Consider the following 19280-nt stretch of genomic DNA (forward strand, 5'->3'; position numbering starts at 1 on the left):
TGTCCGCGTCTGTGTCGGGATCGATCGTTCCGCCGTGGCGGGAGGGGCTGTCGGTATCGGTGCTCCCGCTCGACAACCAGCGGATTTTGAACGTGCTCCAGGACCGGCCGGACCGTGAGCCGGCACGGGCCAAGGACATCGCGGCGGCACTGGGCATGGATGCTCGCAGCCGGCATCGACGTGAAGATCGTGTCGGACACCCTCGGGCACAGCGACACCCGCATCACGCGGGACATCTACCAGAGCGTCCTCCCCCACGTCGGCAAGAGCTCCGCCGAGGCCACCGCCAAGCTGGTTCCGCTTCAGCGCAAAGCGGCGGCCGAGAAGGCCGCACGCAAGGCGGAGAAGGTTCGGAAGAAGGCCAAGCGCGCCCAGAAGGCCGGGGACGAGAACAAATACCGGCTGAAGAAGCCCAAGAAGTAGGACCCAACGCCTCCGCGCGCCCCAGCGCCCCGTCGACTGGCCAAGCGCCAGCAGGGCTGGCCGTATTCATCGGCTCACTCACGCAGCTGACTCAACGGCGCCGACGACGGGCGCTGTTGCGGGCAGATTGGGGCTGTTCCTTGCCGGTGAGTATCCCGGCGGTGAGCAGTCGGCCTTCACGAACGCTCCGCGTGATCTGCTGCCGAACCAGCTCCGTACTCACTCCGGCAGTACCAATCATGCCTGTCTCCACTAGCCGAGTGAACATGGTGTTGTCCAAATAACTCGGAACGTTGGAGTAGCCGAAGCGCAGCGCTTTGTCCCTGCCATCCCTCAGTCGCGGGTCGGTGCGCAGTTGCTGGAAGTGCTGGCGGGAAAAGTACATTCCCGGCACCATGATGTTCGCCTGCGGGATCAGCCCTTCGGGCGGGCACAACTTGATCCAGCTCGGATCGGGACTCAGCCTGTGGTCGTCGGTCGTTCGGCGGAGACCGGCAGCATAGGCGTCCACGTCTTCCATGCGTTTCAGTTCGTCGGCCAGCTTGCGATCGCTATCCGGGTAGTAGTAGCCGCCCACCTTGTTCAGCTTCTTGTACTGAACGAGGACGAGGCTTCCACGGCTTTGGTGGTAATACAGAAGGTCAGCGCCGGAATTTCCCTCAACGGCGGTGCGGTTCACGTTGGCGATCAACAGCGACTGGTCGTCCTGCCGGAACTGTCGCCAAGCGACGTGCCCAGTGCGCTCACCGATCCAGCCCAGAAACATCTCGGCATCGTGCCCAATGTGGTGATCTTCGATCGCGATGTCGTGCTGCGGGGCTGCTTGGCCTCCATCGGCTGACGCCGCCCCGGTCCGGCTCAGGAGGTCGAGATACGCCGGAGGAGGCCGGTCGTCGTACAGTTCCTCGGCCGGCGGATCCCACCGGGCGAGCTGGGGGATGGACATCCCTGCCATTCGTCCAATTCCCAGGACTGCGTCGCGCTGGGTCGCCAAGGCTTCTCCTGCAGTCGAGCGCACCGTGTAGCCGTCAAGCGTCACTCGGAGTCGGCCAATCACATCGCCTGCATCAGGCCGCAACTCGACCAAGGCAGCGAGGAGAGCTTTGCCCGTCGCCTCGGTCTGCTGCCCTTCATCAATCAGGTGCCTGTCATGCCGCGCAGCCAAGCGCGCTGTGACTTCCTTCAGCATCACCGGCTGTGAAAGCGCGCTGACATGGGAGATCTCCAGCTTCTGCTCCAGGTCGGCGACCTGGCGCAGTCGCTTGGTGTATCCGAGTCTGGTCACGTACAAGAGACCCTGCCTGTCAGGAGTGGCGATCAAGGTGATGTGACCACCCTTGGTCCAGAACTCCCTGGGCCGGGTGGCCGTCCATGTCCACTCACGACGTCCGGAAGCCGGGAACAATCCCTCTTGCCATTCGATATGTGCTGTCTCGGACTCCGTGCACCTGATGATCGCGACCATGCCGATCATTCTGGCCGCCGAACTCACTTGCTGTCGGTGTTCAGGCAGAAACGGCCCCTCGGCAGCGGTACCCCCTGAGTGCCACCCAAGCAAGCACTGGCGCGACGGCTTGAACTCCAACCGGGGCCAACCGGTCGAGAAGCCAGAGGGCGTTGATAGTTCCCTCCGCTCACGCATCGCTCACGCAAGCGTCCCACGGCACCCAAGCCGTGTGACCCGTCACGCCCCGAGCAACACAAAAGGCCAGGTCACGGGCTATGTGACCTGGCCTTCGAAGGAGCCCCCTGTCGGATTCGAACCGACGACCTACGCATTACAAGTGCGTTGCTCTGGCCAACTGAGCTAAGGAGGCCTGCACGGGTGTGATGCGGGTGTACCCGGCGTAGCCGAGTCGTGTGCGATCACGTGCCTGGTGCAGTGTACCCAGGTCCCCGTGGCGCCCTGTCGAAAATTTCCGCGAAGTTCACATGCCCTCGGGTACTGACAGACCGGGCAAACGCCAGGTACCGTCCGTACCCAGTTCACTCGCGTGGACTACACCACCACCTTCCTACAACGGATCGTCCGGCACGTTCCTGCCGGTAGAAGGGGGCCCTCACCATGGCCACTGTTTCGTTCGACAAGGCGACCCGGATCTACCCGGGCACCGAGAAGCCCGCCGTCGATGGTCTGGAGATCGAGGTCGGGGACGGCGAGTTCCTCGTCCTCGTCGGTCCGTCCGGCTGTGGCAAGTCCACCTCGCTCCGCATGCTCGCGGGGCTTGAGGACGTCAACGCCGGCGCCATCCGCATCGGTGACCGCGACGTCACGCACCTGCCGCCGAAGGACCGGGACATCGCCATGGTGTTCCAGAACTACGCGCTGTACCCGCACATGACCGTCGCCGACAACATGGGCTTCGCGCTCAAGATCGCCGGCGTCAACAAGGCCGAGATCCGCCAGAAGGTCGAGGACGCGGCGAAGATCCTCGACCTCACCGACTACCTCGGCCGCAAGCCGAAGGCGCTCTCCGGCGGTCAGCGCCAGCGTGTCGCGATGGGCCGCGCGATCGTCCGCGAGCCCCAGGTCTTCCTCATGGACGAGCCGCTGTCGAACCTCGACGCCAAGCTCCGTGTCTCGACCCGTACGCAGATCGCCTCGCTGCAGCGCCGTCTCGGCATCACCACCGTCTACGTCACCCACGACCAGGTCGAGGCCATGACGATGGGCGACCGGGTGGCCGTGCTCAAGGACGGTCTGCTCCAGCAGGTCGACAGCCCGCGCAACATGTACGACCGCCCCAAGAACCTCTTCGTCGCCGGCTTCATCGGCTCCCCCGCCATGAACCTGATCGAGGTCCCGATCACCGACGGCGGTGTGAAGTTCGGCAACTCGGTCGTCCCCGTCAACCGCGAGGCGCTCAAGGCCGCCACCGACAAGGGTGACCGTACGGTGACCGTCGGCGTGCGCCCCGAGCACTTCGACATCGACGAGCACAACGGCGAGGCCGCGAAGTCCCTCACCAAGGACTCCGAGGACGCCCCGGCGGGTCTCGCGGTCTCCGTGAACGTCGTGGAGGAGCTGGGCGCCGACGGTTTCGTCTACGGCAGCGCCAAGGTCGGCGACGACCTGAAGGACCTGGTCGTGCGCGTCAGCGGCCGTTCGGTGCCGGACAAGGGCGCCACCCTGCACGTGGTGCCGCGTCCGGGCGAGCTGCACGTCTTCTCGACCTCGACGGGCGAGCGCCTCACCGACTGATCGGACATTCACAGGACGGGTCCCGCGGTCATCTGCGGGGCCCTTTCCCGTTTCCGGCCCGCTCCGGTTCACGTCGGCGGACCGATATGACAAATACCCCGGCAGACCCGTCATTTCGAGCAGTGTTCGTCAACGCCCTACCCAATTCGAGGCACCAATCCATCCCCCGAATTGGTGACTAAATGTCGCCAAATCATTACCGGGCGCTACCCTCACACGCGTGAAGCACTCCAATAACCAACAGCCGCGACGCGGCCGGGGCCCCGCCCGCCGGGTCGGCCGCACTCTCGCCCTCGTCCTGCCCGTCATGATGGTGCTCTCCGGGACCCTCGCGGTCACCCGGGTCAACTGGTCGGGGAGCCCCTCCAGTTCGATGCTCACCGCGACGGACGTCACCGCGGCCGGAGCCTCCTCGCGGGCCGCCGCACGCGCCCCCCAGGACATCCTGCGCGACCAGCTCATGACGGAGCTCCAGGACAAGAACCCGGGCATCGTCCTGACCCACCTCCAGGAGGCGGTGAACGGCCACCCGTCGCTCGCCACGCACTGCACCTCCATCGCCCGCGCACTGGGCCGCGCAGCGGTCCGTATCTACGGCGCCGCACGCGCCCAGTCCTACGCCCGCCCCGTGTGCGACACCGCGTTCGCCTCCGGGGTCATGGCCGCGCACAGCTGACCGGAGCCGGCGCCCGGAGTAGGAGGTCGGTAACGGCTGATTAAGGAACGGTTGCAGCCGAAAGTCGCGGTGGGGCCGCCACGTACAGTTCGGGTCATGACCGATCCGAACGCCGCGTCGCGCCCCACCCAAGCCGTGATCCTGGCCGGTGGCCAGGGATCCCGGCTGCGCCCGTACACCGACGACCGGCCCAAGCCGATGGTCGAGATCCCCGGCACCGGGACGCCGATCATCGGCCATCAGCTCGTCTGGCTCGCCGAGGAGGGCGTGACCGACGTCGTCGTCAGCTGCGGGCATCTCGCCGAGGTGCTGCAGGACTGGCTGAAAACAGCCGATCTGCCCGTCGACGTGACGACGGTCGTCGAGACGGAGCCGCTGGGCCGCGGCGGCGGCCTCAAGTACGCCGCCGCGCGTCTGCCCCGCCCGGACAGCCCCTGGTACGCCACCAACGGCGACATCTGGACCCGCTTCTCGCTGCGCGACATGGCGGACTTCCACACGGAGCGCGACGCGGTCGCCACGATCGCGCTGGCCCGGCCGCGGATCCCCTGGGGGGCCGTGCAGACGGACGACTTCGGGCGCGTGACCGACTTCATCGAGTCGCCGCCGACGCAGTACGCGATCAATGCGGGGGTGTACGTCTTCTCGCCCGAGTTCGCGGGGTTGCTGCCGGAGCGGGGGGATCACGAGCGGACGACTTTTCCGCACCTCGCGCGTGAGTTGCGGTTGGCCGGGTTTCCGATTCCGCAGGGGGCGTACTGGCGGGCCATCGACACTGCGAAGGACCTCAGGGAAGCCGCCAAGGAGCTTGCTGCGCTGGGTCGTTGACCGCGGGTCGCATGTGGCTGGTCGCGCAGTTCCCCGCGCCCCCAAGAACAAAGTGGGCCTGCACCGAAAAGTGCAGGCCCACTTACTGTGGTCAGCCGGTGGGCGGCGACTGCTTCAACAAGCCCCCCACCGGCCCAGTTACCCCAACAGGCCGCCCACCAGGCCCGGCTGGCCGGAGGAGGACGAACCCCCGGTGCTGGAGCCGCCGCTTGAGCCGGTGCCGCCTGTCGTGCCGCCGCCCGACGTGGGGCCGGAGGTCGTGCTGGGGGCCTGGCCGGCCGGGGAGGACTGCTGGGGCTGGGTGCGGCCCGCGGTGCCCTGGGTCTGGCTGGGGGCGCCGCCGGTGGCCGTACCGGTGGACGAGCGGGTCGCGCCCGGGCTCGTCGCGGCGTGCGACGGGCTTGCCGAAGTGGGCTGCCGGGACGGCGAGTTGGCCGCCGAGGGGCTGCTGCTGCGGCTCTTGGTCGGTTCGCCGGGGAGCGGGGCGCCGGGGAGTTCGTTGCGCGGGGCCTCGCCGGGGCCGGGGACGACCACACGGCTGGAGTCGCGCACCGCGCCGCCGAGCAGCGAGCCGATGAGCAGGGTGAGGCCGATGGAGACCGCCATGACCAGGGCGCCGCGGCGCAGGACGTAGCGGCGCAACTCCCAGATGTCGGCGCGGGGTCCGAGGCGGCGCCAGGCGCTGCCCGCGAGGCGGCCGTCGACGGAGTAGACGGGGGCGCCGGCGATGATCAGCGGGGACCAGGCGGCGAGGTAGATGATGTCGGGGGCGTCGTAGGCGGGAACGGTCTTCCAGCTGACGGTGACGATGAGCGCGGCGGAGAGCAGCGCGCCGCCGACCGCCGCGACCCGCTGCCAGAGGCCGAGGATCGTCAGGACGCCCACGATGACCTGGGCGAAGGCGATGACGAGCCCGGAGCCGACGGGGTGCTGGAGGGCGAACTGCCGTAGTGGCTCGGCGACTTCCCAGGGGTGCAGGGTGTTGAGCCACTTGACCATGGAGCCGCGTTTGCCGCCGTCGAAGTAGACGGGGTCGCACAGCTTGCCCATGCCGGCGTAGATGGAGATGAAGCCGAGGAAGATGCGCAGGGGGAGCAGGACGACGCCGAGGTTCATCCGGCGGCCGGGGTAATAGGCGTGCCGTACGGGGTCGTTGGGGTGCCGTCCGGTGCGTCGCTCGCGCTCGGTGTCCGCCTCGAAGTCCTCGAACTCCCCGTCTGCGTAGGCGGGTTCGTCGTAGGCGCTGCCCACGGTCCGCATCTGCGGCAGGAGTCGGTTCTCGCCGGTGTCGTGGGCGTGGCCGCGCTGGGCGCCGACGATGGGGGTTTCGAGGGTCTGCGCGGTCAGGTCGCCGTCGTGGCCGCCGCCGTAACCGCCGTCCGCGATACGGGGGATGACCTGCGTGGCGCCGGCGTCGGCGGCCGGCTGCTCGCCGTGGCGGACGCCGCTGCCCCGCACGGCCTGCAGGAGCCGGTGGGCGCCGGTGTCGTCCGGGGCGGACCGGCCGCTCCAGACGACGGGCCTACGGCGCGCGGCACCGGCCGCGGGCATCCGGGCGGCGTCCTCGGCGGTGCTCAACTGCCGTGCGAGGCGCGGGTTTCGGGTGCGCGTCGAGGCGCCCAGCTGCACGCGGAAACTCGCATGGTTGACGATGACCTGGGCCGGATCGCTCGGCACCTTCACCATGCTCAGCGCGGGAGCGTCGTCCAATCCGGACTGGAATCCGGACGAGCGGTCCCCCGTGGGTGTGCGGGGTGTTCTGGTGTCCACACTCATCTAACCGAGTGACGTGTGTTTAGGACACTGCTTTGACTTGCCGGATGTGTCCGGACAGCGTCAAGCTCGCCCTCGCCCCCCAGATTGCCCCGAGTGGGTGACCGCGCCGAACATCCGTTCAGGAGCGCTTGCGAGCCGCCTCGTAGAGGACGACCCCGGCCGCCACACCGGCGTTGAGCGACTCCGCGCCGCCCGGCATCGGAATCCGGACCCTGAAGTCGCAGGTCTCGCCCACGAGTCGGGACAGGCCCTTGCCCTCGCTGCCGACGACGATGACCACCGGCCCTTCCAGGGCGGCGAGTTCACCGAGTTCGGCCTCTCCGTCGGCGGCCAGGCCGACGACCGCGATACCGGCCTTCTTGTACGCCTCCAGGGCGCGCGTCAGGTTCGTGGCGCGGGCGACGGGCGTACGGGCCGCCGTACCGGCCGACGTCTTCCAGGCGCCGGCGGTCATGCCGGCCGCGCGGCGCTCGGGGACGAGGACGCCGTGGCCGCCGAACGCGGAGACCGAGCGGACGATCGCGCCGAGGTTGCGCGGGTCGGTCACCCCGTCGAGGGCGACGATCAGCGGGTCCTCGCCCTTGTCGTAGGCCGCGTTCGCGAGGTCCTCGGCGTGCGCGTACTCGTACGGCGGGACCTGGAGGACCAGGCCCTGGTGGTTGAGGCCGTTGGTCATGCGGTCCAGCTCGGGGCGCGGGGCCTCCATGAGGTGCACGCCACCGCGCTCGGCGACCAGCTGGAGCGCCTCGCGCACCCGCTCGTCGTTGTCGATGAACTGCTGGACGTAGAGCGTGACCGCCGGGACGCCCTCGCGCAGCGCCTCCACGACCGGGTTGCGGCCCACGACCATCTCGGACGTGCCCTTGCCGCCGCGCCCGCGCACGACCGGTGCGCGCCGCTGGACCTGCTTGGCCTTGGCGTTGGCGATGCGGTTCTTCTTGTGGCCCTTGCGCGCCTCGGCGGGCGGGGTGGGACCCTTGCCTTCCAGGCCCCGGCGCCGCTGGCCGCCACTGCCGACCTGCGCGCCCTTCTTGCCGGACATGCGGCGGTTGTTGGCTGCCATGACCTACCTGTCTGTTCAGAGTCTTTTCAGAAGCGTGCGGACGTACGTCTATGCAGTGTGCCGCCCGGAGGGCCGGGCGGCACAGTCGATCTTCGTTGACCGGGACGGGTTCAGCGTGGGCCGAGGGTCCAGCGGGGGCCCTGCGGGCCGTCCTCGATGACCAGGCCGGACTGGTTGAGCTGGTCGCGGATGGCGTCCGCGGTGCCCCAGTCCTTACGGCCCCGGGCGGCCTCGCGCTGGTCCAGGACCATCCGGACCAGGGTGTCCACGACGCCGTGCAGATCCTCGCCGCGGTCCGTCTCTCCCGCCCACTGCGGGTCCAGCGGGTCGAGCCCGAGGACGCCGAGCATGGCGCGCACCTCGGCGAGGCGGGCCACCGCGGCTTCCTTGTCGTCGGCCGCGAGCGCCGAGTTCCCCTGCCGGACAGTCGTGTGTACGACGGCCAGGGCCTGCGGAACGCCCAGGTCGTCGTCCATCGCCTCGGCGAACGCCGGCGGCACCTCGGCCGCGGGCTCGACGACTCCCCCGGCCTTCTCCACGACCCGCTGCACGAAGCCCTCGATCCGCGCGAACGCGGACTCCGCCTCGCGCAGGGCCTCCTCGCTGTACTCGATCATCGAGCGGTAGTGCGGGGTGCCCAGGTAGTAGCGGAGCACGATCGGCCGCCACGCCTTGACCATCTCGCTGACCAGCACGCTGTTGCCGAGCGACTTCGACATCTTCTCGCCGCTCATGGTGACCCAGGCGTTGTGCACCCAGTACTGCGCGAAGTCGTCGCCGTAGGCCTTGGCCTGGGCGATCTCGTTCTCGTGGTGCGGGAAGATCAGGTCGAGGCCGCCGCCGTGGATGTCGAAGGCGGGGCCCAGGTACTTGTGCGCCATCGCCGAGCACTCCAGGTGCCAGCCGGGGCGGCCGCGGCCCCACGGCGTCTCCCAGTCGGGCTCGCCCGGCTTGGTCGCCTTCCACATCGCGAAGTCGCGCGGGTCGCGCTTGCCGGTGATGCCCTCCTCGGAGGGCTGGCGCAGGTCGTCGATGTCCTGGTTGGACAGCTGGAGGTAGTCCGGGTAGGAGCGCACGTCGAAGTAGACGCTGCCGTCCGCCTCGTAGGCGTGCCCGCGCTCGATCAGCCCGCGCATCATCTCGATCATCTCGGGGACATGGCCGGTCGCCCGCGGTTCGTACGTCGGCGGGAGGCAGCCGAGTGCCTGGTAGCCGTCGTTGAACGCGCGCTCGTTCTCGTAGCCGATCGCCCACCAAGGGCGGCCCTGGTCACGGGACTTGGCGATGATCTTGTCGTCGATGTCGGTGACGTTGCGGATGAACGTGACGTCGTAGCCGCGGTGTTCGAACCAGCGGCGCAGGATGTCGAAGTTCAGGCCCGAGCGGATGTGGCCGATGTGCGGGGCGGCCTGCACGGTGGCACCACACAGGTAGATCGAGACACAGCCCGCTGTGAGCGGGGTGAAGTCGCGAATCTGCCGGATGCTGGTGTCGTACAGGCGAATGGTCACGGTACAAGGGTAGTGGGCGGGACCGGGTGCCCGGTGCCTTCCGGCGGATTCGCCGTTTACGGGTGCGGGTCCGGTGGGGGCTGGGCGCGCAGTTCCCCGCGCCCCTAAGTAGGCAAAGTCACCCTTGTTTCACGACCAACGCCGTTGCCACCGCCATCAGGCCCTCTCCCCTGCCCGGGAAGCCCAAGCCGTCCGTCGTCGCGCCCGAAACCGACACCGGCGCCCCCGCCGCCTCCGACAGCAGCTTCTGGGCCTCGTCCCTCCGCTTGCCGATCTTCGGGCGCGGGCCCACGACCTGTACGGCGACGTTGCCGATGGTGAAGCCGGCCTCGCGGACGATCCTCGCCGCCTCTGTCAGCAAGGTGACGCCCGACGCACCCGACCACTCGGGGCGGCCCGTGCCGAAGTGCTGGCCCAGGTCTCCCAGCCCCGCTGCCGAGAACAGGGCGTTGCAGGCCGCGTGCGCCACGACGTCCGCGTCGGAGTGGCCGGCCAGGCCCGGGCCCTCGCCCTCCCACTTGAGGCCGGCGCACCACAGCTCGCGGCCCTCCTCGAAGGCGTGGATGTCGGTGCCGATGCCGACCTGGGGAAGCACGAAGGGCTGGTCAGAAGCCATCGTTCAGCCTCCTGCGGGCGAGGACCGCCTCCGCGAGGACCAGGTCCAGGGGGCGGGTGACCTTGAAGGCCTCCTCGTGGCCGGGGACGACCACGACCGTCAGGCCGAGCTGCTCGACCATGCTCGCGTCGTCGGTGACGTTGTCGGTGACCGTCTCGTGGGCGCGGACGAGCGTGGCGCGGTCGAAGCCCTGCGGGGTCTGTACGGCGCGCAGGCGGGCCCGTTCGGGGGTGGCGACGACCGGCTCGGGGCCTCCGGGGTACGCGGCCGGCTCGACCTCCTTGACGGTGTCGGCGAGCGGCAGGGCCGGTACGACGGCGGGGGCTCCGTCCCGTACGGCCTCGATGACCGCGTCGACCGTGTCGACGGGGACGAGCGGGCGGGCCGCGTCGTGGACGAGGACGATGTCGTGGCCGGGGGGCAGCGCGTCCAGGCCGAGCTTCACGGACTCCTGGCGGGAGTCGCCGCCGGGGACGACCAGGAAGTCGGTGCGCTCGGGCAGCGCGTGCGCGTCGAGGAGGGTCTTGACCTCGGCGGCGCCGTCGGGCGGGGCCACGACGACGACCAGGGAGACCGCGCGGGACGCGGCGAGTGCGCGGATCGCGTGGATGAGCATGGGGGTGCCGTTCAGCGCGCGTAGCGCTTTGGGGGCGCCGGGGCCGAGGCGTACGCCCCGTCCGGCGGCCGGAATCACGGCGGCGACGGAGGACTGCGCCTGCGAAGAGCGCGAATCGTCAGACATCGGTTCCTGTCAGGTTTGTGTGCTCGACCTACGTGGGTATGGCCTGAGGAGTGCCGGGCGCGACGCCTTGACCGGACCCTTCCGTGACACCGGTCGAGCCTGCTGCCCGGGCCCGGCACACCATTATCGGGGGTTGCTCGGTGCAGTCCTGAACTACCCCCGAACATGCCGAAGCGCCCGGCGACAGGCGGGCTGTCATCGGGCACCACGGCATTTCAGTGTGCTGAGCAGGGCGTACCAGGTGCCTGCGTCAGGACGCGAGAACCTCGTCGAGCAGGGCCTCGGCCTTGTCCTCGTTCGTGTTCTCCGCGAGCGCGAGCTCACTCACCAGGATCTGGCGAGCCTTGGCGAGCATACGCTTCTCACCTGCGGAGAGTCCGCGCTCGCGCTCACGACGCCACAGGTCACGGACGACTTCCGCGACCTTGATGACATCGCCGGAGGCGAGCTTCTCCAGATTTGCCTTGTAACGACGCGACCAGTTCGTGGGCTCCTCGGCGTACGGAGCGCGCAGCACCTCGAAGACCCGGTCCAGCCCGTCCTGACCGACCACATCACGTACGCCGACGAACTCCGCATTGTCCGCTGGCACACGCACCGTCAGGTCACCCTGAGCGACCTTCAGCACCAAGTAGGTCTTGTCCACGCCTTTGATCTGGCGAGTTTCGATAGCCTCGATCAGCGCGGCCCCGTGATGGGGATAGACCACGGTGTCGCCAACCTTGAACGTCATGTGACAGGTACCCCTTCCGTGGCTATCCAGGGTAACACGGAAACTGCGTGTTCTGAATGGCGTTTTCGCAGGTCAGGGCATATCTCGGGGCTTGACAACAGCAACAGGAACGTGCTGCGGAGGCCGAGTGGAAGTGGGTATTCGCAGGTCGGAGCAGCTCTCCGGGCGAGGTGAAACGCGTACGTTACACACATCCGGAGGCGCCCCCAAGTGGACGAACGTCCCCAAATGTCTGGTTCCGAGCGCTCGACTTCCACTACTCCGTTCGGTGGCCGGAGCCCGGTGCGAGGCGAATCCGGAATTGATCACCGAGGTGGCGCGGAACGGCCGGTGATCAATTCTTCGAGGTGTCCTGCATTCTTCACGGAAAATCCGTCGACGGACGGCTGAGCTGCTTATGTGAATGCCGGACGAGTGCCGGGCACAAGTGACCCGCGGGTCACTTGTGGCACAGGGGTACCCGGTTGGGGGAGGGTCGGGTGCGGTGGCGCGGGAACGGCTCGGTAACCTAAGGCCGCTGACAGACACTTAGGGCGGCTTTATTCGGGAGTCGCCCTGCTCCGCCCACGTTCAAGGAGTAGCCGCCGCCGTGAGCAGCAGCCTTCGACGCGGCGCCCTCGCCGCCGCCGCCATCGCGTTCTCGATCGCCTCGCTCGCCGCGTGCGGTGCCGGCGACGACGCACAGACGCTGGAGGTCAAGCCGGACAACGCGGCCGTCTCCGTCGGCGCCATCAAGGTGCAGAACGCGCTCGTCATCACCCAGCCCATCAGCGACGCCAGCCCCCAGCCCTCGGGCCCGGCGGTGATCTCCGCGACCCTGTTCAACACCAGCAAGGACCCGCAGACCCTGGACTCGGTCAGCGTCGACGGCGTCGGCACGGCCACGCTCACCCCCGCGAAGGGCAAGGGCAAGCTGACCGTCCCGGCCTTCGGCTCGCTCGTCCTGGGCGGCAAGGGCAACGCCTCCGCCGCGCTGACCGACGTCGGCACCGGCCTGGAGGACGGCAACGCCCAGAAGGTCACCTTCACCCTCAGCACGACCGGCGCGGTGAGCCTGAGCGCGTTCGTCGTCCCGGCCGACAGCTACTTCACCAAGTGGGGCCCGACCGCGATCCCGACGCCCGCCCCGGGCGCCTCCGCGACCGCCTCCACCTCCGCCTCGCCGAAGCCGCACAAGAGCACGTCGGCCACGCCGTCCGACTCGGCCTCCGAGAGCACCACGGCGACGGCCACGGCCTCCGCCGGCTGAGCTGCGGCCGTAGGGCAACAGCCGTATCGCTACGACGAAGGGCGGGACCTCTCCGTGAGGTCCCGCCCTTCGTCGTAGCGCCGCTAAGAAGCTGATCGCGGTTCACGGCTCGAACTTGTAGCCCAGGCCGCGCACCGTCACCAGGTACCTGGGCGCGCCCGGGTCCGGCTCGAACACCCTTTTCGACGCACCCCTCGCACCGCTGCGCGGGCTTCGGAGTGCTGCGCCGGACTCCGTCCGACGGCCACCACCGGGCCCGGTTTTACGGCTCGAACTTGTAGCCCAGGCCGCGCACCGTCACCAGGTACCTGGGCGCGCCCGGGTCCGGCTCGATCTTGGCGCGGAGGCGCTTGACGTGGACGTCCAGGGTCTTGGTGTCGCCCACGTAGTCGGCGCCCCAGACGCGGTCGATGAGCTGCATGCGGGTCAGTACGCGGCCCGCGTTGCGCAGGAGCATCTCCAGCAGGTCGAACTCCTTGAGGGGCAGGTCGACCTTGGAGCCGGAGACCGTGACCACGTGGCGATCCACGTCCATGCGGACCGGACCGGCTTCGAGGGCGGCCGGGGTGACCTCCTCGGGCTCGCCGCGGCGGCGCAGGACGGCCCGGATACGGGCGACCAGTTCACGGGACGAGAAGGGCTTGGTGACGTAGTCATCGGCTCCTATTTCCAGGCCTACGACCTTGTCGATCTCACTGTCCTTGGCCGTCACCATGATCACGGGGACGTTGGAGCGGCCGCGCAGCTGGCGGCAGACCTCCGTGCCGGGAAGCCCCGGCAGCATCAGATCGAGCAGGACGAGATCGGCGCCGTTGCGCTCGAACTCGTCGAGTCCGTCGGGCCCGGTGGTCGCGATGGCGACCTCGAAGCCCTCCTTGCGGAGCATGTACGACAGGGCGTCGGAGAAGGACTCCTCGTCCTCGACGACGAGCACTCGGGTCACGGAAGGACCTCCGGGGCGGGAAGCGGTTCGTACGGGGATGTGTCAGGGGACCCCTCGGCCTCGTCGTCGAGGTCGGGGTGCTGGTGGGCACGGTCGCGGGCCGCACCCGCCTCCGGCAGCCGCAGGGTGAACGTGGAGCCCTGTCCCTCGGAGCTCCACACCGTGACCTCCCCGCCGTGCGAGGCGGCCACGTGCTTGACGATCGCCAGCCCGAGACCCGTACCGCCGGTGGCCCGCGAGCGGGCCGGGTCGACACGGTAGAAGCGCTCGAACACGCGCTCCTTGTCCTTCTCGGATATCCCGATGCCCTGGTCGGTGACGGCGACCTCGATGTGGTCGCCGCCGGGCGCGGTCACCCGGCGGGCGGCTATGCCGACACGGGTGCGGGCGGGCGAGTAGTTGACGGCGTTCTCGACCAGGTTGCCGAGGGCGGCGGCCAGCTGGCCGCGGTTGCCCCAGACGTGCAGGTCGGCGGTGCCGCCCGCCCGTCTCCCGCCACCACCCTGATCGAGCCCTTCGGGCGCCCCCACACTCGCGGCCATGGTGATCTGCTTGGTGCCGGCCTGGTGCCGGCACCGGTCGATGGCCTCGGCGACGAGTTCGTCGACGCGCACCGGTTCGGCGTCTTCGAGGGGGTCGTCGTTCTGGACCCGTGACAGGTCGATGAGCTCCTGCACGAGATTGGTCAGGCGCGTGGCCTCGATCTGCATCCGGCCGGCGAAGCGCTCCACCGCCTCGGGATCGTCCGAGGCGTCCATGACGGCCTCGGAGAGGAGGGAGAGGGCCCCGACCGGGGTCTTCAGTTCGTGGCTGACATTGGCCACGAAGTCTCGTCGTACGGCCTCGATGCGGCGGGCCTCGGTGAGGTCCTCCACGAGGAGCAGGACGAGCCGGGAGCCGAGCGGGGCCACGCGTGCGGACACGGCGAGTGCCTCGCCGCGTCCGGTGCCCCGCCGGGGCAGGTCCAGTTCGACCTGGCGTATCTCGCCGTCGCGCCGGGTGTCCCGGGCCATGGTGAGCATGGGGTCGACGGACAGTTTCCCGCCACGGACCAGCCCGAGGGCGTAAGCCGCCGAGCTGGCCTTGACCACGGCGTCCGCTTCGTCGAGGACGACGGCCGAGGAGCGGAGCACCGAGAGGACGGTGTCCACGCCCGGCGGAAGCACCGGGTCCGTGTGCAGGGAGGTCCTGGTCGGTCGCTTCTGGTCGCGTTCGCTCCAGCGGAACGCCAGCATGGCGATGACACCGGTGAGCACCCCGGCGATCGCTGCCGCTGCGGCGACCGCCGCGTTCACGTCCATGCCCCCAGGTTAGGCATGGGATACCTCCTGGCCACAGCCATCGGAGTGCGACCTCGAACACTCGTCGCCCAGAGTTCACCTTGGAGCCAGTATTGGTTCATTTGGGGTGGCGGAAACCGTCGCGTAGGAGCGGGAACGTGGGAGCGTGGGGTGGAAGGGCCGGTTTTTCGTCACAACCGACAGGCCCGGGGCCCCTGAGCCCCCGAAGCGAACGTAGGAGAGGGAACCCTGATGCGGGACGCGTACCACGAGGAACTTGACTCGATCGGTGACGGTCTGGTGGAGATGGCCCGGCTGACCGGGTCGGCGATCGGACGCGCCACGACGGCGATCCTGGACTCCGACCTGAAGCTGGCCGAGAGCGTCATCGAGGCCGACAAGAAGGTCGACGACCTCCAGCACGACCTGGAAGCACGGGCCATAGCCCTGCTGGCCCGGCAGCAGCCGGTGGCGACGGACCTGCGGATCGTCGTCACGTCCCTGCGCATGTCGGCCGACCTGGAGCGCTCCGGCGACCTCGCCCAGCACGTGGCGAAGCTGGCCCGGCTGCGCTTCCCGGACCGCGCGGTGCCGCACGACCTGCACGCGACCATCCTGGAGATGGGCCAGCTCGCCCAGCGCCTGATGGCCAAGGCGGCCGAGGTCATCATCACGAAGGACGTCGACCTGGCCCTCCAGCTGGAGCAGGACGACGACGCCATGGACCTGCTGCACCGCACGCTCTTCCAGCACCTGCTGGACGACAAGTGGAAGCACGGCATCGAGACCGCGGTCGACGTGACCCTGCTCGGCCGCTACTACGAGCGCTTCGCCGACCACGCGGTGTCGGTGGCGAAGCGTGTGGTGTTCCTGGTCACGGGTGAGCACGCGGACGAGCTGCAGCCCGACATCCAGCCGGCGACGGGGGCCGAGGGGGCGTAGGGCCCGGGTCGGGCGGCTCGCGGGGGAAGCCTCAATGCGCCGTTGATGCGCCCGCCGGAGCGGGCATCCAATGGGCAGCATCCGATGGGCACAGGCACGAGCCTCCAGGAGGACCCATGGCCGAATCCCCCGCCACGACGACGCCGGACCCGACGCAGGAGCGCGAGACGCAGCAGCCCGCCGAGATCAAGAGCCTCCCGCTCTTCGGCGCCTGCGGCTGCGGCTCGGGCTGCGGATGCGGGTGCCAGTCGGGCAATCCCTGCCAGTGCGGCTGACCGCCGCCTGCTCCCGGAGGGGCCTCGGTGCTACGGCGCCGGGGCCCCTCCGCCGTGCTCAGGGGCTGTTCCCGGCCACAGTGAGCAGGACGTCGGTGGTGGCCGGGAGGCTGTCGTACCCGTCGGGCAGCGCGATGGCGAAGTCGACCGACCGCAGGGTCCCGTCCTCGGCGGCCACCTGCTCGTCGACCAGCACGGAGGGCGCGAGGATCCCCTTCATCCTCCGCACAGCCCCAGGCTCGCCGGGTCGGTGCCGGAGTCCCCGGTGGCGTAGGGCCCGTTGGTGAGCCGGTCGACGCCGGCGGGCACGATCCTGTTCGCCCGGAGATAGCGGTCCATCACCGCCCCGGAGCCCCGGGAAGGCCACGGCCACCGACACCTGCGCCCCGATCGTCGTGGGCGAGTGCGTCACGTAGTGCACGTCCTTCGCTCCGGCCGGCAGCGGCAGTCGTACGACGTCCAGGGCCGCCCGGAGCGGGATCTCGCTGCCCTCGCAGGCCCGGGCGTCCCCGAACGGGTGCCCCTCGCCCGCGAACGCCACCCACAGCCCGGCTCCCGCCGCCAGCAGCGCGGCGGCGACGCCCGCGCCGATCCCGATCCGTACCCCTGGTCGCATCCCCTCGCCCTCCCCGTGATCGTTCCGCACGGTAGCCCCGGAGGCCGCGGGAGCGCAGCATGGGGAGGGGGGAACAGCACAAGGAGGTGTGAGGCCATGGCCCAGTACATGGACGTGCATCACGGAATGAAGGGCATCACGGCCGACGAGTTGATGGCGGCCCACAAGGCGGATCTCGCCGTGGAGAAGGACGAGGGCGTCCACTTCGAGCGGGCCTGGGCGGATCCGGAGTCCGGGACCGTCTACTGCCTGTCGGAGGCGCCGTCGCCCGAGGCGGTCCAGCGTGTGCACGAGCGCGCGGGGCATCGGGCGGACGAGGTGCACCCGGTGCCGTACTCGATCTGACGCCGCGCGGGGGGGTGCTTGGGGGCGTCCGGGGGTGCGGTCAGCCCCACCCCCGGTCGGGTGGGGCGCTCCATGGTCCGGGCGGGCGAACGACGGCATCGTGGAAGCCAGTTGGTCCCCAGAGCCTGTCCCCGTCGATCTCGACCGATCGCCCGCCCGGAAGGAACGTCCCATGGAATCAAGGCAGTTCACCGAACCGGCCGAGGTCTCCGGCGAGAACGCCCTCGTCCCGCTGCTGGCCGCGTGGGACCTGGCGCACCCCGCCAAGGGTGATCCCGAGTGGCGGCATCTGCTGGACGAGATCGCGCATCCGCGCACCACCGAGGCGTTCCGGCGGCTGGCCGGGGCCGGCTCCTCGGTCTGAGTCGACCCGGGCGATCGGCAGGACCGTTCGCCCCTTGGGTGCTGTTTGGGCAAAGGCTTCGGCATCGGCAGTTCAACTGACTTGTCCTGTGCATGTCTCACTGGATGAGATGCACGCAGACCTTCGCGTGCAACTCAAAGACATCCAGGGGGCATTCATGCACATAGCCCGTAACAGACGTGGCCTCGCGGCGTCCACGGCCGCCACCGCCACGCTCGCCGTCGCCGCACTGGCGACCGCCCCGCTGGCCGGCGTCAGCAGCGCCGCACCCACCGCCGTACCGCGGACGAAGGTGATCCCGGCCATCACCGGACACACCCTCGCCCGCGACGTGCCCAGCCCGCTCACGAGCGAGCAGTGCGAGGCCAAGTGGCAGATCGCCTGCTACAACCCGCTGCAGTACCGCACCGCGTACAACCTCAACTCCCTTTACAAGAAGGGCATCACGGGCAAGGGACGCACGATCGTCATCGTCGACTCCTTCGGCTCGCCGACGATCCAGCACGATCTCGACGTCTACAGCAAGCAGTTCGGCCTGAAGAGCGCCAAGGTCAACGTGGTCAAGTGGGGCAACGTCCCCGTCTTCGACCCCACCAACGCGGACATGACCGGCTGGGCCGGCGAGACCACCCTGGACGTCGAGATGGCCCACGCGGTCGCGCCCGACGCGAAGATCGTGCTGGTGGAGACGGCGGTCGCCGAGACCGAGGGCGTGACCGGTCTGCCCGAAATGATGGACGCCGAGAAGCACTTGATCGACCACGGTGTCGGTGACGTCATCACGCAGAGCTTCGGCGCCACCGAGAACACCTTCCCCGGCTTCGACCAGGGGGACTTCTCCAGCATCAAGAAGCTGCGCTACGCCTTCCAGGACGCCAACCGCAAGCACGTCACCGTGCTCGCCTCCTCCGGCGACGGCGGCGCCACCGACTACAACCTGGACGGCTCGGCCTTCTACGACAAGCCCGTCAACTCCTGGCCCTCCTCGGACCCGTTGGTCACGTCGATCGGCGGCACGCAGCTCCACCTGAACGACAAGGGCGAGCGCGTCACCCCGGACAGCGTCTACAACGACTACGGCGCGGGCGGCGGCGGCCAGTCCCACGTGTTCTCCCGCCCGTCCTTCCAGAACGGCGTGAAGAGCGTCGTCGGCACCCAGCGCGCCACGCCCGACGTGTCGATGGCCGCGGCGGTCAACGGCGGTGCCTGGACGTACTCCAGCTTCGACCCGACCGCGATCGGCTGGGACGTCTACGGCGGCACGAGCGAGGCCAGCCCGCTCTTCTCGGGCATCGTCGCCCTCGCCGACCAGGCGGCCGGCCACCGCGTCGGCAACATCAACGAGGCGCTGTACACGCTGGCGAGGCACAACGCCAAGAGCAACGGCATCGTCGATGTGAACGACGGCACGAACAACACGTATGCGGGCGTGACCGGTTACACGGCGGTCAACGGCTACGACATGGCGACGGGCGTGGGCACGGTGGACGCGCTGCGCTTCGTTCCGGCGCTGGCGAAGGCGAGTGGGAAGCGCTGAGGTTCTGCTGACGCTTTCAGGGACGGCCCGGGTTCGCATCTCCTGCGACCCGGGCCGTTCGGCTGTCGCCCCCGCTGTCGCCCAGTTGTCGTCCGGGGGGCGTCGGAATCGGATCGGAAGCGGATGGCGGCTACCCGCGGAAGCGCCGGCGGCGGTGCA

The 19280-nt window shown here is 69.3% G+C and carries 21 protein-coding genes and 1 tRNA gene; 10 read left to right on the forward strand and 12 right to left on the reverse strand.

Translation table 11 applies throughout. The features are described 5' to 3' along the window. Positions 1-159 precede the first annotated feature (159 nt). Positions 160-423: an integrase gene (locus ACIBJH_RS43355; protein WP_399122481.1), complete on the forward strand. Its 264-nt coding sequence runs from the start codon at positions 160-162 to the stop codon at positions 421-423. 91 nt (positions 424-514) lie between these two features. Here the strand turns inward: ACIBJH_RS43355 and ACIBJH_RS43360 are convergent, their stop codons facing one another. Further along, positions 515-1888 (reverse strand): hypothetical protein, encoded by a 1374-nt coding sequence (locus tag ACIBJH_RS43360; RefSeq protein ID WP_399122483.1) that lies wholly within the window; start codon positions 1886-1888, stop codon positions 515-517. A 278-nt stretch (positions 1889-2166) separates the two neighbouring features. Further along, positions 2167-2240: transfer RNA gene (locus tag ACIBJH_RS43365), tRNA-Thr, on the reverse strand. A 248-nt stretch (positions 2241-2488) separates the two neighbouring features. On the opposite strand from ACIBJH_RS43365, the gene ACIBJH_RS43370 reads away from it, so the two are divergent. The 3 genes from ACIBJH_RS43370 to ACIBJH_RS43380 all read left to right on the forward strand — a co-directional run bounded on the left by ACIBJH_RS43370 (position 2489) and on the right by ACIBJH_RS43380 (position 5129). Beyond that, a complete protein-coding gene (locus ACIBJH_RS43370) occupies positions 2489-3625 on the forward strand; it encodes an ABC transporter ATP-binding protein (protein WP_262061415.1) in 1137 nt (378 codons plus the stop codon). Between the two features lie 220 nt (positions 3626-3845). Continuing rightward, positions 3846-4301 (forward strand): hypothetical protein, encoded by a 456-nt coding sequence (locus ACIBJH_RS43375; protein ID WP_399122484.1) that lies wholly within the window; start codon positions 3846-3848, stop codon positions 4299-4301. Positions 4302-4397: 96 nt separating this feature from the next. Next, complete coding sequence (locus tag ACIBJH_RS43380; RefSeq protein WP_200712027.1) at positions 4398-5129, forward strand: nucleotidyltransferase family protein; 732 nt, start codon at positions 4398-4400, stop codon at positions 5127-5129. Between the two features lie 138 nt (positions 5130-5267). On the opposite strand, the gene ACIBJH_RS43385 is transcribed toward ACIBJH_RS43380, so the two are convergent. The 6 genes from ACIBJH_RS43385 to ACIBJH_RS43410 all read right to left on the reverse strand — a co-directional run bounded on the left by ACIBJH_RS43385 (position 5268) and on the right by ACIBJH_RS43410 (position 11570). Beyond that, on the reverse strand, positions 5268-6905 hold the full coding sequence (locus ACIBJH_RS43385) for a DoxX family protein (protein WP_399122485.1): 1638 nt from the start codon (positions 6903-6905) through the stop codon (positions 5268-5270). A 118-nt stretch (positions 6906-7023) separates the two neighbouring features. Then, on the reverse strand, positions 7024-7968 hold the full coding sequence (rlmB, locus tag ACIBJH_RS43390; RefSeq protein WP_399122486.1) for a 23S rRNA (guanosine(2251)-2'-O)-methyltransferase RlmB: 945 nt from the start codon (positions 7966-7968) through the stop codon (positions 7024-7026). Positions 7969-8078: 110 nt separating this feature from the next. Further along, positions 8079-9479, reverse strand: coding sequence for a cysteine--tRNA ligase (cysS, locus tag ACIBJH_RS43395; protein ID WP_399122487.1), 1401 nt, complete (start codon positions 9477-9479; stop codon positions 8079-8081). 118 nt (positions 9480-9597) lie between these two features. After that, entirely contained in the window at positions 9598-10095 is a 498-nt protein-coding gene (ispF, locus tag ACIBJH_RS43400; RefSeq protein ID WP_399122488.1) for a 2-C-methyl-D-erythritol 2,4-cyclodiphosphate synthase, read from the reverse strand. Continuing rightward, entirely contained in the window at positions 10085-10837 is a 753-nt protein-coding gene (ispD, locus tag ACIBJH_RS43405; protein WP_200712022.1) for a 2-C-methyl-D-erythritol 4-phosphate cytidylyltransferase, read from the reverse strand. Before ispD ends, ispF begins: the two co-directional genes overlap by 11 nt. A gap of 250 nt (positions 10838-11087) precedes the next feature. Further along, entirely contained in the window at positions 11088-11570 is a 483-nt protein-coding gene (locus ACIBJH_RS43410) for a CarD family transcriptional regulator (RefSeq protein WP_003953493.1), read from the reverse strand. Between the two features lie 589 nt (positions 11571-12159). Between ACIBJH_RS43410 and ACIBJH_RS43415 the strand changes: the two genes are divergently transcribed. Next, positions 12160-12819 carry a DUF461 domain-containing protein gene (locus tag ACIBJH_RS43415; protein WP_399122489.1) on the forward strand — a complete coding sequence of 220 codons (660 nt, stop codon included), beginning with the start codon at positions 12160-12162 and terminating at the stop codon, positions 12817-12819. A 262-nt stretch (positions 12820-13081) separates the two neighbouring features. Here the strand turns inward: ACIBJH_RS43415 and ACIBJH_RS43420 are convergent, their stop codons facing one another. Then, on the reverse strand, positions 13082-13762 hold the full coding sequence (locus tag ACIBJH_RS43420) for a response regulator transcription factor (RefSeq protein WP_009340348.1): 681 nt from the start codon (positions 13760-13762) through the stop codon (positions 13082-13084). Next, a complete protein-coding gene (locus tag ACIBJH_RS43425) occupies positions 13759-15063 on the reverse strand; it encodes a sensor histidine kinase (RefSeq protein ID WP_399122490.1) in 1305 nt (434 codons plus the stop codon). Before ACIBJH_RS43425 ends, ACIBJH_RS43420 begins: the two co-directional genes overlap by 4 nt. Positions 15064-15294: 231 nt before the next feature. On the opposite strand from ACIBJH_RS43425, the gene phoU reads away from it, so the two are divergent. Together phoU and ACIBJH_RS43435 are read left to right on the forward strand one after the other, a co-directional pair. Continuing rightward, positions 15295-15984, forward strand: a complete 690-nt coding sequence (phoU, locus tag ACIBJH_RS43430) for a phosphate signaling complex protein PhoU (protein WP_200712019.1) — start codon at positions 15295-15297, stop codon at positions 15982-15984. A gap of 116 nt (positions 15985-16100) precedes the next feature. Beyond that, positions 16101-16259, forward strand: a complete 159-nt coding sequence (locus ACIBJH_RS43435; protein ID WP_019072373.1) for a hypothetical protein — start codon at positions 16101-16103, stop codon at positions 16257-16259. Between the two features lie 58 nt (positions 16260-16317). On the opposite strand, the gene ACIBJH_RS43440 is transcribed toward ACIBJH_RS43435, so the two are convergent. Together ACIBJH_RS43440 and ACIBJH_RS43445 are read right to left on the reverse strand one after the other, a co-directional pair. Beyond that, the gene (locus ACIBJH_RS43440) at positions 16318-16488 is read right to left on the reverse strand and encodes a hypothetical protein (RefSeq protein WP_399122491.1); all 171 of its coding nucleotides are present in this window, start codon (positions 16486-16488) and stop codon (positions 16318-16320) included. Further along, the gene (locus ACIBJH_RS43445; protein WP_399122492.1) at positions 16476-16598 is read right to left on the reverse strand and encodes a hypothetical protein; all 123 of its coding nucleotides are present in this window, start codon (positions 16596-16598) and stop codon (positions 16476-16478) included. Before ACIBJH_RS43445 ends, ACIBJH_RS43440 begins: the two co-directional genes overlap by 13 nt. Before the next feature lie 373 nt (positions 16599-16971). On the opposite strand from ACIBJH_RS43445, the gene ACIBJH_RS43450 reads away from it, so the two are divergent. From ACIBJH_RS43450 to ACIBJH_RS43460, 3 genes are all read left to right on the forward strand, one after another. After that, positions 16972-17220, forward strand: coding sequence for an SCO4226 family nickel-binding protein (locus ACIBJH_RS43450; protein WP_399122493.1), 249 nt, complete (start codon positions 16972-16974; stop codon positions 17218-17220). Between the two features lie 172 nt (positions 17221-17392). Next, positions 17393-17584 (forward strand): hypothetical protein, encoded by a 192-nt coding sequence (locus tag ACIBJH_RS43455; protein WP_399122494.1) that lies wholly within the window; start codon positions 17393-17395, stop codon positions 17582-17584. Between the two features lie 157 nt (positions 17585-17741). Then, positions 17742-19121 (forward strand): S8 family serine peptidase, encoded by a 1380-nt coding sequence (locus ACIBJH_RS43460; RefSeq protein WP_399122495.1) that lies wholly within the window; start codon positions 17742-17744, stop codon positions 19119-19121. Positions 19122-19280 lie beyond the last annotated feature (159 nt).

The organism is Streptomyces sp. NPDC050548, from assembly GCF_044457385.1.
Lineage (GTDB): Bacteria > Actinomycetota > Actinomycetes > Streptomycetales > Streptomycetaceae > Streptomyces.

Coding starts and splice junctions, on each gene's coding strand:
- ACIBJH_RS43425 (WP_399122490.1), bottom strand. CDS start 15,063: ATGGACGTGAACGCGGCGGTCGCCGCAGCGGCAGCGATCGCCGGGGTG.
- ACIBJH_RS43410 (WP_003953493.1), bottom strand. CDS start 11,570: ATGACGTTCAAGGTTGGCGACACCGTGGTCTATCCCCATCACGGGGCC.
- phoU (WP_200712019.1), top strand. CDS start 15,295: ATGCGGGACGCGTACCACGAGGAACTTGACTCGATCGGTGACGGTCTG.
- ACIBJH_RS43370 (WP_262061415.1), top strand. CDS start 2,489: ATGGCCACTGTTTCGTTCGACAAGGCGACCCGGATCTACCCGGGCACC.
- rlmB (WP_399122486.1), bottom strand. CDS start 7,968: ATGGCAGCCAACAACCGCCGCATGTCCGGCAAGAAGGGCGCGCAGGTC.
- ACIBJH_RS43450 (WP_399122493.1), top strand. CDS start 16,972: ATGGCCCAGTACATGGACGTGCATCACGGAATGAAGGGCATCACGGCC.
- ACIBJH_RS43460 (WP_399122495.1), top strand. CDS start 17,742: ATGCACATAGCCCGTAACAGACGTGGCCTCGCGGCGTCCACGGCCGCC.
- ACIBJH_RS43385 (WP_399122485.1), bottom strand. CDS start 6,905: ATGAGTGTGGACACCAGAACACCCCGCACACCCACGGGGGACCGCTCG.
- ACIBJH_RS43445 (WP_399122492.1), bottom strand. CDS start 16,598: ATGGACCGCTATCTCCGGGCGAACAGGATCGTGCCCGCCGGCGTCGAC.
- ACIBJH_RS43355 (WP_399122481.1), top strand. CDS start 160: ATGCTCGCAGCCGGCATCGACGTGAAGATCGTGTCGGACACCCTCGGG.
- ACIBJH_RS43360 (WP_399122483.1), bottom strand. CDS start 1,888: ATGGTCGCGATCATCAGGTGCACGGAGTCCGAGACAGCACATATCGAA.
- ACIBJH_RS43455 (WP_399122494.1), top strand. CDS start 17,393: ATGGAATCAAGGCAGTTCACCGAACCGGCCGAGGTCTCCGGCGAGAAC.
- ispF (WP_399122488.1), bottom strand. CDS start 10,095: ATGGCTTCTGACCAGCCCTTCGTGCTTCCCCAGGTCGGCATCGGCACC.
- ACIBJH_RS43435 (WP_019072373.1), top strand. CDS start 16,101: ATGGCCGAATCCCCCGCCACGACGACGCCGGACCCGACGCAGGAGCGC.
- ACIBJH_RS43380 (WP_200712027.1), top strand. CDS start 4,398: ATGACCGATCCGAACGCCGCGTCGCGCCCCACCCAAGCCGTGATCCTG.
- ispD (WP_200712022.1), bottom strand. CDS start 10,837: ATGTCTGACGATTCGCGCTCTTCGCAGGCGCAGTCCTCCGTCGCCGCC.